Source organism: Belliella kenyensis (assembly GCF_022549675.1).
Classification (GTDB): domain Bacteria; phylum Bacteroidota; class Bacteroidia; order Cytophagales; family Cyclobacteriaceae; genus Belliella; species Belliella kenyensis.
Genome location: NZ_JAKZGR010000018.1, coordinates 65,651 through 76,015, shown reverse-complemented (window position 1 = coordinate 76,015; position 10,365 = coordinate 65,651). Strand labels below are relative to the sequence as shown.

11 protein-coding genes are annotated in these 10,365 nt (G+C 37.9%); 6 read left to right on the top strand and 5 right to left on the bottom strand.

Annotated elements, in window-relative coordinates; genetic code table 11:
• Positions 1 to 98: 98 nt before the first annotated feature.
• Positions 99 to 299, bottom strand: coding sequence for a hypothetical protein (locus MM214_RS16670; RefSeq protein ID WP_241297197.1), 201 nt, complete (start codon positions 297 to 299; stop codon positions 99 to 101).
• Positions 300 to 881: 582 nt separating this feature from the next.
• Here MM214_RS16670 and MM214_RS16665 point away from each other — a divergent pair.
• Positions 882 to 1,685 carry a HipA family kinase gene (locus MM214_RS16665; protein WP_241297195.1) on the top strand — a complete coding sequence of 268 codons (804 nt, stop codon included), beginning with the start codon at positions 882 to 884 and terminating at the stop codon, positions 1,683 to 1,685.
• Positions 1,663 to 2,046, top strand: a complete 384-nt coding sequence (locus MM214_RS16660; RefSeq protein WP_241297193.1) for a DUF3037 domain-containing protein — start codon at positions 1,663 to 1,665, stop codon at positions 2,044 to 2,046. Before MM214_RS16665 ends, MM214_RS16660 begins: the two co-directional genes overlap by 23 nt.
• On the opposite strand, the gene MM214_RS16655 is transcribed toward MM214_RS16660, so the two are convergent.
• The 3 genes from MM214_RS16655 to MM214_RS16645 all read right to left on the bottom strand — a co-directional run bounded on the left by MM214_RS16655 (position 2,047) and on the right by MM214_RS16645 (position 4,748).
• Entirely contained in the window at positions 2,047 to 3,105 is a 1,059-nt protein-coding gene (locus MM214_RS16655; protein WP_241297191.1) for a sensor histidine kinase, read from the bottom strand.
• A 10-nt stretch (positions 3,106 to 3,115) separates the two neighbouring features.
• Entirely contained in the window at positions 3,116 to 3,805 is a 690-nt protein-coding gene (locus MM214_RS16650) for a response regulator transcription factor (RefSeq protein ID WP_241297189.1), read from the bottom strand.
• Positions 3,806 to 3,959: 154 nt separating this feature from the next.
• Complete coding sequence (locus MM214_RS16645) at positions 3,960 to 4,748, bottom strand: DUF3108 domain-containing protein (RefSeq protein ID WP_241297187.1); 789 nt, start codon at positions 4,746 to 4,748, stop codon at positions 3,960 to 3,962.
• A 190-nt stretch (positions 4,749 to 4,938) separates the two neighbouring features.
• On the opposite strand from MM214_RS16645, the gene recA reads away from it, so the two are divergent.
• A complete protein-coding gene (gene recA, locus MM214_RS16640; RefSeq protein ID WP_241297185.1) occupies positions 4,939 to 5,970 on the top strand; it encodes a recombinase RecA in 1,032 nt (343 codons plus the stop codon).
• A 299-nt stretch (positions 5,971 to 6,269) separates the two neighbouring features.
• Here the strand turns inward: recA and MM214_RS16635 are convergent, their stop codons facing one another.
• A complete protein-coding gene (locus MM214_RS16635; protein ID WP_241297183.1) occupies positions 6,270 to 7,517 on the bottom strand; it encodes an ABC transporter permease in 1,248 nt (415 codons plus the stop codon).
• A gap of 125 nt (positions 7,518 to 7,642) precedes the next feature.
• On the opposite strand from MM214_RS16635, the gene queA reads away from it, so the two are divergent.
• The 3 genes from queA to MM214_RS16620 all read left to right on the top strand — a co-directional run bounded on the left by queA (position 7,643) and on the right by MM214_RS16620 (position 10,362).
• Positions 7,643 to 8,692 carry a tRNA preQ1(34) S-adenosylmethionine ribosyltransferase-isomerase QueA gene (gene queA, locus MM214_RS16630; protein ID WP_241297181.1) on the top strand — a complete coding sequence of 350 codons (1,050 nt, stop codon included), beginning with the start codon at positions 7,643 to 7,645 and terminating at the stop codon, positions 8,690 to 8,692.
• A 78-nt stretch (positions 8,693 to 8,770) separates the two neighbouring features.
• Positions 8,771 to 9,442 carry a 2-C-methyl-D-erythritol 4-phosphate cytidylyltransferase gene (locus tag MM214_RS16625; RefSeq protein WP_241297179.1) on the top strand — a complete coding sequence of 224 codons (672 nt, stop codon included), beginning with the start codon at positions 8,771 to 8,773 and terminating at the stop codon, positions 9,440 to 9,442.
• A 122-nt stretch (positions 9,443 to 9,564) separates the two neighbouring features.
• The gene (locus MM214_RS16620) at positions 9,565 to 10,362 is read left to right on the top strand and encodes a LiaF transmembrane domain-containing protein (RefSeq protein ID WP_241297178.1); all 798 of its coding nucleotides are present in this window, start codon (positions 9,565 to 9,567) and stop codon (positions 10,360 to 10,362) included.
• The last annotated feature ends 3 nt before the right edge of the window (positions 10,363 to 10,365 follow it).

The window sequence follows — 10,365 nt, the reverse complement described above, 5'->3', positions numbered from 1 at the left end:
TGAGCTGAATTTTAGTTGGATATCCCATATCTAGTCATATAACTAGATATAAAAGTCTAAAAAAAGAGCCACAATTCCAAATTGAGACTCTTTTTTTTCTACAAACTAGTAAATAGCCAAAGTCGAGTTTCTGGATCGTAAGATCCAGACTGATTTGGATCCAAAAGATTTTCTCCCGCTTGATTCAATACTGAGATATTTATATTTGCGCTAATATTCATCAAATTTGGAGCTGTGTCATCACTATATCCCAGAAGTATCAATGAAAGGAATACCAATAATATTTTTAATGTTTTCATGATAATCACATGTTTTAAGGTCTAATATTATAAATCATTTTCTTGTCGTCATTAGAAAGTTCTCATATCGAAGTATTTTATAGTTTTATTAAGTCTATTATTTTTCTTTATTATATAAAAATTTTATTCAATAATTTTTCACTTACTAAAAATTCGCAAGAGAATGTTGTAATTGATTGATTTATAGTGGTAATAGACCTTTCGGGTTTCACCCTATTATTTCTAATGACTGATTGGTAGTCAAAAAAACCTGAATGGTCTGCGGATTTAAATGTTTGTTTTGATAGCCGAGCCAAATTAAATGGGAGATGTATTAAATCAACTATCAGTGTGACATAATATGTCAAATGGCTAATTGGAGATTAGCCAAAGCTACATAGAGGCGATCGATTTACTAACCAAGGGGTTTTCGTGGATTATGAGATAAGCTAAGCACTGTCTTAAAGTGGCAGAGGCACGACTGATATTTTTTATAGCTAGAAACTTGAGAAGCTTCACTTTCTGATTTTAAGGAGTTTCCTGTTTTTATTTCGATAACAGTTCTTCTTTTGTTTTACCTTTGATACTAGAAAACTTAAGTGAATGGATAATCAAGTAACCAAAAAGGCTCTTCGCACGGTAAACGTCATGCGCTACATCATGCCACTTAGAGAAGGAGGGTCTTTGCCCGCATTAGCTGATGCTGACGATGGGTTTAGCTATGTGCTCAAGTTTAGAGGTGCTGGCCAGCGTGAAAAAGCACTTATTGCAGAGCTACTCGGAGGGGAGATAGCAAGACTTCTTGGATTGAAAGTACCCGAACTTGTTTTTGCTAATTTGGATGAGGCATTTGGCCGTTCTGAAGGCGATGAAGAGATTCAGGATTTGCTGAAAGGTAGTCAAGGATTGAATCTAGCCCTTCATTTTTTGTCCAAGGCACTTACTTATGATCCAGGTGCTACAATAGTGGAATCAGTTTTAGCGTCCAAAATTGTCTGGCTAGATGCTTTCATTACTAATGTAGATCGGACGTATAGAAATACCAACATGCTGCTGTGGAATAGGGAGCTTTGGCTTATTGATCATGGGGCATCATTTCTCTTTCATCACAGTTGGGATAATTGGGAGAAGCAAGCTATCAGCTCTTTTCCTTTGATCAAAGACCATGTTTTGTTGCCTTATGCCAATGATTTGAAAGCTGTGAGCGAAGAGTTTATTGCTAAAATCACTGATGAAAAAATCGAAGAAATAGTAGCTATGATCCCCGATGAATGGATATTGGCTTCTCGTGATGTAGAGACTGCGGAGGAGGGTAAGGAAATATACGCTAGTTTTCTTAAAATAAGGTTGAAGAATTTTGAAGTATTTATAAAAGGAGCTGAAGATGCAAGGAAAGCACTTATATGAATATGCCATCCTCCGCATAGTGCCCAGGGTAGAGCGTGAGGAGTTTGTAAATGTCGGTGTACTAATTTGCTGCAAGCGAGAAGGGTATCTAAGCTGTAAGCTAACGGCGGACTTGTCAAAAGTTCAAGCCCTGGATAAAGATGCAGATTTGCAAATCTTTGATCAATACTTAAAATCAATAGAAGCAATCTGTCAAGGAAGAGTATCTGAAAGCCCTATTGCAAGACATGATGCACCATCAAGATTTCGCTGGCTTACAGCCAATCGGAGCTCAATGATTCAGACTTCAAGGCCTCATATTGGCTTTTCGGATGAATTGCAAAGTACTTTGAATGAGCTTTTTGAACTTTTTGTAGCTTGATTACTCTTCTATCTTCTTTTTTTCCTTCTCTACAGGAAGTGAAAAACTAAAAATAGAGCCTTTGCCTACTGTGCTGCTGACAGAGATCTTACTCTTGTGTGCTTCTAGTATATGTTTGACGATTGCCAGTCCAAGACCTGTACCACCTTTTTCTCGAGATCTGCTTTTCTCGACTCTATAGAATCTTTCAAAAATGCGTTTTAAGTCCTCTGGTGGTATTCCTTGACCATTGTCTTTTACATCTACAATATGTTGATGTTTGTGTGTGTGTAAATTGACCTCCACTTCTCCACCATCATGATTGTACTTGATCGCATTAGAAATAAGGTTTTGGCATACTCGGAAAATCTTATCTTTATCAGCGGTGGTAGGAAAAGTTTTCGATTTATCGTAATAGAATCTTATGAGCACATCTCTCTTAGAAGCTTTTTGCTCCAATTCTTCTATGACCTCCAAGATCATATCCTTGAGATCAAATTTTTCAAAGTGAAATTTGATTACTCCACTTTCCATTTGATTCAAAGTGAGTAGATCTTGAACGAGTTTGTCTAGAGAGTTTAGGCTTTTGGCAGCTCGTTTGAGAAATTTGTACCTTACTTCTTCATCATCTACAGCACCGTCGAGTAAGGTGTGGATGAATCCTTGCGCAGCAAAAATCGGGGTTTTTAATTCATGAGAGATATCTGCAATGAACTCTCTTCTAAATGTGGCGTTTTTTTGTAAGGTTTCGATCTCCTTATTTTTTGCCAAAGCATAAGAGTTTATGGTTTTATTTATTTTTCTAAGTGGTGAAATGGACGTGCTAGTTGATTTTACGTGGATATTCGATAGGTCTTTTCTCTGGATTTTATCTAGTACAGTGTAGATGTTTGATATTTCTTTGAATATCAAAAACTCTAAAGTAAGATTCATCAAAATATAGGCCACCGAAAATGAAATTGCTCCTGCTACCAAGAGTAAGGTAGCAGTGGCATCGTCTAATAAAAAGAGGAATGCTACGGTAAGTGTAGAAATAGCAATTGCTAATAATAAGGAAATCCCCCTCGATGTAGTAAGCATGTATCGTGAATCAGTTCAACTCGAATTTATATCCTACTCCTTTGACAGTAGTGATGTAATCATCTCCGATTTTTTCTCTTACTTTTCTAATGTGAACATCCACGGTACGTGCCAGTACGTATACGTCTGCCCCCCAGATGTTTTGTAAAAGTTCATCTCTACTGAACACCATATTAGGATTTTTTGCCAGAAAATACAAAAGTTCGAATTCCTTTTTAGGTAAGATGATCGTTTTTCCACTTTTATCTATTGTATAACTCGTTCTATCAATCACGAGATCTTTAATCTTGATTTGAGTGAGTTCCTGCTCTTTTTTTGCTTCTCTTCTGAAAAGTGCTGCGATTCTACTCATCAATGCTCTTGGCTTGATAGGTTTGGTGATATAATCATCAGCACCTACATCAAATGCAGCTACTTCGGAGTATTCCTCTGATCTAGCAGTCAAGAATATAATAAAAGTATTTTTGAGTTCAGGGATTTCTCGGATTTGACGGCATGTTTCTACCCCGTCTTGGTGAGGCATCATGATGTCAAGCAAAATGACATCGGGAATAAATTTTGCCGCTGTCTTTACGGCTTTGACGCCATCTTCAGCAGTTGCCACATCGTAACCTTCTTTGTTGAGGTTGTAGGAGAGGATTTCTACAATATCAGGTTCATCATCTACTACTAGGACTTTGACTTTCGGTTTTTCACTCATGGGGTATGTGACGATGGTTTCAGGTTTTTTCTAATACAAATCTATAAAAAGACCTAGCATAAATTTGCCTTTTATTATTGGAGAAACCTAAATACAACATTAAATTTTTATTCGAGTGCTTAATGTTACCGAAATGTTAATAGAAGTTTAATATTTAATTACGTAAACCCTTAGCTTCAGTGATGTCCATATTCAAAGCGCCCACCATGAGCCTCGCTTTTATTTTAAGTGGGATTTTGTTCTCATCATCAGATACCCATACAGTCACTGGGTGCTGTCCTCGAAAAAGCTTATTAGAAGGCATGATGGGAGTGAATCTAAAGGTATCAAAGTCTCCTACACTTGTAGATAGCTTCTCTTTGCCTCCGTATATTAATTTTATATTATATATTTCTTTGTCGAAGAATCCAGTGATAGCTATGGTATCTCCTTTTTTGTATTTGGAAAGATCCATGGTGCGTAGTAAGTAAAAGCCACTGACTATGTCTTGCACATTTGATGGGACTTTGAAGTCCTTAGTCTCCACTACATTCTTGTTTTCTTTATCATATAACCGGACCATGGCATTCCCCTTTTTATGGTCAAAGATAATTCGTTCATTTTTCCTAAATTTACCTTCTTCAATATGCTGATAGAATTGATGAGGGATAATGTTAGTGGTGTCTAAATAACTACCCCATACATTATTCACTTTAAAAAGTTTAAAAATGCCGAGTGTTTGCCCTGTCACATCTATTTTATATACAGGGTTGCTATTGATAGTGCTTACCTGAGGATTGACTTTCATCTTTGCTTCTGCTGCATCGAGGAATCCATAGGAGACCTTAAAAGTAAGCTCCTCACCATGCTTGAAGGCACTGTTTTTTGACTGTGCATGTGCGGTTAGACTTGCTAAGCAAAGTACAAATGCGACAATTACTGACAATTTGAGCTGGTTTTTCATTTATTTATAATTTTCAAACAATTCTTTTCAAATCTTATTCCAATCTTTACGATTACATACTTGAAACGCAAAGATTTGAATCGTGTTGTAGATACGAAATTATCCGACTAGGTTGATGTGTCGGGTTGTTGTTCCAATTATCAATGATTAAATTCACAAATTCAAATTAGTAAATAGTTAATTTTAAAATATGAACGCAAATACAGAAAAACTTAAAGCATTACAGTTGACCATAGATAAGTTGGAAAAAACCTATGGTAAGGGAACAGTAATGAAGCTTAGTGACAATAAAGTACAGGACGTGCCGACGATCTCTACTGGTTCTCTAGGTCTTGATATGGCACTTGGTGTAGGTGGGATTCCAAGAGGGAGAGTGATTGAGATATACGGGCCAGAGTCTTCTGGAAAGACAACTTTGACCATGCACTGTATAGCTGAAGCGCAAAAAGCGGGTGGTTTGGCTGCATTTATAGATGCAGAACATGCTTTTGATAAAACTTATGCTGAAAAATTGGGCATCGATACTGAGAATCTTTTAATCTCACAGCCAGACAATGGTGAGCAAGCATTGGAAATTGCAGAACATCTGATAAGATCTGGAGCAATAGATATCATCGTGATTGACTCTGTGGCAGCTTTGGTGCCAAAGGGGGAGCTTGAAGGCGATATGGGGGATAGCAAGATGGGGCTTCAGGCAAGGTTGATGTCTCAAGCACTTAGAAAACTCACAGGTGCTATCAACAAAACAGGATGTGCATGTATATTCATCAATCAGCTTAGGGATAAGATTGGGGTGATGTTTGGTAGTCCAGAGACCACCACAGGGGGTAATGCTTTGAAGTTTTATGCTTCAGTGAGATTGGATATCAGGAGAATAGGTCAGATCAAAGAGTCGGCGGATAATGTGTTGGGTAATAGAACAAAAGTAAAAGTTGTAAAAAATAAAGTAGCACCTCCTTTCAAAGTGGTAGAATTCGACATCATGTATGGTCAGGGGATTTCCAAAGTAGGGGAGATCATTGATTTAGGTGTTGAATTTGACATTATCAAAAAGGCTGGCTCTTGGTTCTCTTATGAGGGCAACAAATTAGGTCAGGGTAGAGATGCTGTAAAATCACTCTTACTAGATAATCCTGAACTCATGGAAGAGTTGGAAAAGAAGATCAAAGAAAAGGCTGGAGTTGGCGCCGCTTCTTTGCCAGAAGAGTTGGGAGAAAGTTGAGCGAAGGGACTGTTTAAGGATGGTGGTAAACGATTCTTGGCTAGAGTTTATTAAAGTCTGTCTTGGAGTTTTGATAGACCTTCGATCTTTCAAGGTTAATTTACCCATATGAACTGACATCAATCAAAACTCTATAAAAAAAATCATAGAAGCAGCCTATCAAAGTGCTTTTTAGCATCTTGAGGAGAAAATGACCGAATCATTTTTCACGATTAAGTTCATCCACTTGCTTGCTGTAAGAAAAGCGAAAAAAAAGACCTGTATTCAGCAGGTCTTTTTTTTGTATATTGTGTGTTTGATCAAGTTGATCTTATAGCTTCCACAGGATCTAGCCTTGCGGCGAGAGTTGCTGGTACTATACCGGATACTATTCCTATAAGTGATGATACACCCAGACCCAATATGATATTGGATAAGGAAAGAATTAGCTCAAGCGAACCAAGGTCAATAAAGGTAATCAAGAACACCATGATGATTCCTGTAATACCTCCAATCAAACTGAGGAACATCGCTTCAAATAAAAACTGGAAGAGGATAAAGTAATTTTTGGCCCCAAGTGATTTTTGTATACCGATGATGTTCGTCCTTTCTTTTACAGAGACAAACATGATATTGGCAATTCCAAAACCTCCAACCAGGATAGAAAATCCACCAATAATCCATCCCGCGCCACTGATGACATCGAAAATCGACCCGATTGTATTCATGATGTATTCAGATTTGTTGATAGAAAAATCATCCTCTTGAGTAGGTTTGAGTCCTCTTTTGGCTCGCATGAGTCCCCTTACTTCATTTTCTAAAGAAATCAAGCCAGTATCATCTTCACGGCCTTTAAGAGCGATACTTGGTCCCATGCCATACCTTCCGACATTGTAAAGCTTAGTAAAGCTGCCATAAGGAATCATACACGCTTCATCTTTGGAGGGAGTGTCAAAAAGAGCCTCTCCTTCCTCCTCAAATAAGCCAATTACCACGTATTTCTGACCTCTAATCTTGACTTCTTTACCGAGGGGGTCTGTGCTAGGGAATAATGATTTTGCAATTTTCACCCCTAAGATGATGACGTTTCTGGCAGAGGTGATTTCAAGCTCTGTAAAATACCTGCCCACATCTATTGGTACGTCGTAGACATCTTTATAGGAGAAGGCCACACCTTTAAGTGATGTGCCACTGTAGCTGTTGTTCCCAGCTTGTACAGTGACATTGGCATCAGCAAAAATAGTAACAGCATCTGCGTTTTTTACACTTGAGCTAAGGAAAGTGTACTCTGAGTAAGAATTGTTTGGTCTACGAAAATACTTCCACCATGGATATTCTGGGCCACTGGATACATAGTCGAATTTATCAATACTCATGACATTGTTGCCTAGAAAACTAAGGCTATTTTTAATGTTATTCTCTAAAGAGTCAACTAATGTAAAAACAGCAATAATGGCAAAAATACCAACAGTAACACCGAGTAGAGATAGGATAGTCCTGGTGAGATTGGACTTCAAGGCTTGAATAGCAAATCTTATGCTTTCCCAGATAAGTTTGATTACGATCACGGTAAATGCTTGTGTTTTTGAAAACTAATTCCCAATATAGGATAGTTTTCGGGATTTTTCTTGTTAACTTTGCAGTTTTTACAAAGTACCGTAAAATTTAACAAAAGCACACTACATCATTCTATATGAAGTTATCCGATTTTAAATTCGAAATTCCAAAAAAACTAATTTCCTTATATCCAGTAGAGAACAGAGATGAGTCTCGATTGATGGTCGTTCATAAGAAAACGGGGGAAATTGAGCACAAGATGTTCAAAGAAATCACTGATTACTTTGGTGATGGAGATGTGTTTGTAATGAACAATACAAAGGTGTTTCCAGCGCGTCTTTATGGAAATAAGGAAAAAACAGGAGCTAAAATCGAAGTTTTTCTCTTGAGAGAACTTAATCAAGAACTTAGATTGTGGGATGTTTTAGTAGACCCTGCTAGAAAAATCCGTGTAGGTAACAAGCTTTATTTTGGAGATAGTGATTTGGTAGCCGAGGTTATAGACAATACAACTTCTAGGGGAAGAACGATCAGGTTCCTTTTTGATGGGACAGACGAAGAGTTTTATAAGACTATTGATTCATTGGGAGAGACACCTTTACTGAAAGAGTACATAGATAGAAAAGTAGAACCTGAAGATAGGGATAGGTATCAGACTATTTTTGCAGAGCACGTAGGAGCTGTAGCAGCACCTACCGCAGGCTTACACTTCACTCCTCATTTGCTAAAGAGGCTTGAACTTAAAGGTGTAGAGGTATCTCCAATCACACTTCATGTCGGTCTAGGTACTTTTAGACAAGTAGATGTGGAAGACCTTACCAAGCATAAAATGGACTCAGAGAATTATGATATTCCTGAAAAGACTGTAGAATTGGTAAATGATGCTTTGGATCATAAAAGAAGGGTAGTCTCAGTAGGTACTACTGTACTCAAAACGGTAGAGTCTTCGGTGACTGCAAACAACAGGTTAAAAGTAAGCAATGGCTGGACAGATAAATTCATCATTCCACCTTATGACTTCAAAATCGCTAACGCACTGATCACCAACTTCCACCTTCCAGAATCAACTCTCCTGATGACTGCTGCAGCTTTTGGTGGTTATGATTTGATTATGAAAGCCTATCAAGAAGCCATCAAAGAGAAGTACAGGTTTTTCTCCTACGGAGATGCGATGTTAATCATTTAATAATAGAAAGGCTCAAATTGAGCCTTTTTTTATTTTCAACAATTTGTCAACTTTGCCATCCAAAAAATCAAAGGAATAATGATCAAATATGCGATAATAGTGGCTGGAGGTAGCGGGACAAGAATGGGAGCTCCCATGCCAAAGCAATATTTACTTCTCAATGATCAACCAGTGCTGATGCATACGTTAAGAAAGTTTGCTCATGCTGAACCGGAAGTGAAATTGATCCTTGTGATTCCTGAGAATGATTTTGAGCTTTGGGGAGAGCTATGTGACAAGCATAATTTTCAGATTCCCCATCACTTGGTCGCTGGCGGTAAGAGTAGGTTTCAATCTGTAAGAAATGGACTTAAGGCTATCGAAGGGAATGATGGGATTGTTGCGATACACGATGGCGTTCGACCTTTTGTCCAAGCATCAGTAATCAATGAGTCTTATGCGGTAGCTGCGACACGTGGCAGTGCCATAGCTGTGATAGCATTAAAGGATTCAGTACGTAAACTCCTAGATGATGGCAAATCTGTCTATCAAGAAAGACAGTATTTTAGACTTGTTCAGACTCCTCAGACTTTTCAATTGGCAAAAATTAAGAAAGCCTTTGAAATTACTGAATTGCATACTTTTACTGATGATGCTACAGTATATGAGCATCAAGGCTGGCAAGTGACTTTGATTGCGGGGAATCCAGAAAATATTAAGCTGACTACACCAGAAGATATGGATTATGCTTCTTTTTTATTGAGTAGGTGAAAATTCACCGACTGATAAGGGTAATTCACCGAGTTTTTGCTTTCTCCCGCCTATTCTATAAGCTGTGATGATTTTATGAGTGTTAATTTTGGATTATTATAAATGACCAAAAACTTATAAACATGGCAAATACTAATTTCAAAAATCAAAGCAATAACTATACTTTGGGAATCATTCTCATCGTAATAGGCGGGATCATCTTGGTGAAAAAACTTGGGTTTATTTTACCAGTTTGGTTGTTTTCATGGCCAGTAATCTTCCTTTGTGTCGGATTAGTAATTTTAATCAACTCACAATTCAAAAGTGGTGCGGGTTATTTTTTCTTGATCTTCGGTTCGTTCTTCTTGCTCAAAAAGTATGTAGATCTACCGTATGGTTTTGAAGGATATGTTATTGCCCTTGGATTGATAGGAGCAGGATTGTATTTCTTAGCAAATCAAAAAAGAAATATTCCTCACCATTTCGATTCAAAAGGTCAAATGTTCGGATCTTCTTCACCTGGGGGAGGGTTTGGTTATCAAGGCTCAGCAACAGTAGATATCGATGCTGAGGAAATTAAATCTGAGGGATCGGCTTTTGAGCCAGAGATCATTTCATCCCAAGCATTTCTTTCTGGTGATCAAAAGAGAATCTTATCGAAGAATTTTAGAGGGGGAAAAATATCAGCCATTCTTGGAGGTTCTGAGATTGATCTATCTCAAGCTGATTTGACTGAGCCTGCTATGCTCAATGTGGAAGTGGCTCTCGGGGGTATCAAATTGCTCGTACCACCGCATTGGAATGTGCAAGTGAATGTTTCTAATGTGCTAGCTGGTATTGAGGATAAGCGTATGTTCTCGAATGTAAGCCCAGATCCGAAAAAAGTATTGAAAATATATGGATCTGTAGTGCTTGGTGGTTTGGAGATTAAATCATTCTAAGCC

What these genes read in the sequence shown, in the direction of transcription:
- MM214_RS16620 (WP_241297178.1), top strand. Translation starts at nt 9,565, where the DNA reads ATGGCAAATACTAATTTCAAAAATCAAAGCAATAACTATACTTTGGGA.
- recA (WP_241297185.1), top strand. Translation starts at nt 4,939, where the DNA reads ATGAACGCAAATACAGAAAAACTTAAAGCATTACAGTTGACCATAGAT.
- MM214_RS16655 (WP_241297191.1), bottom strand. Translation starts at nt 3,105, where the DNA reads ATGCTTACTACATCGAGGGGGATTTCCTTATTATTAGCAATTGCTATT.
- MM214_RS16660 (WP_241297193.1), top strand. Translation starts at nt 1,663, where the DNA reads ATGCAAGGAAAGCACTTATATGAATATGCCATCCTCCGCATAGTGCCC.
- MM214_RS16645 (WP_241297187.1), bottom strand. Translation starts at nt 4,748, where the DNA reads ATGAAAAACCAGCTCAAATTGTCAGTAATTGTCGCATTTGTACTTTGC.
- MM214_RS16665 (WP_241297195.1), top strand. Translation starts at nt 882, where the DNA reads ATGGATAATCAAGTAACCAAAAAGGCTCTTCGCACGGTAAACGTCATG.
- MM214_RS16670 (WP_241297197.1), bottom strand. Translation starts at nt 299, where the DNA reads ATGAAAACATTAAAAATATTATTGGTATTCCTTTCATTGATACTTCTG.
- queA (WP_241297181.1), top strand. Translation starts at nt 7,643, where the DNA reads ATGAAGTTATCCGATTTTAAATTCGAAATTCCAAAAAAACTAATTTCC.
- MM214_RS16625 (WP_241297179.1), top strand. Translation starts at nt 8,771, where the DNA reads ATGATCAAATATGCGATAATAGTGGCTGGAGGTAGCGGGACAAGAATG.
- MM214_RS16650 (WP_241297189.1), bottom strand. Translation starts at nt 3,805, where the DNA reads ATGAGTGAAAAACCGAAAGTCAAAGTCCTAGTAGTAGATGATGAACCT.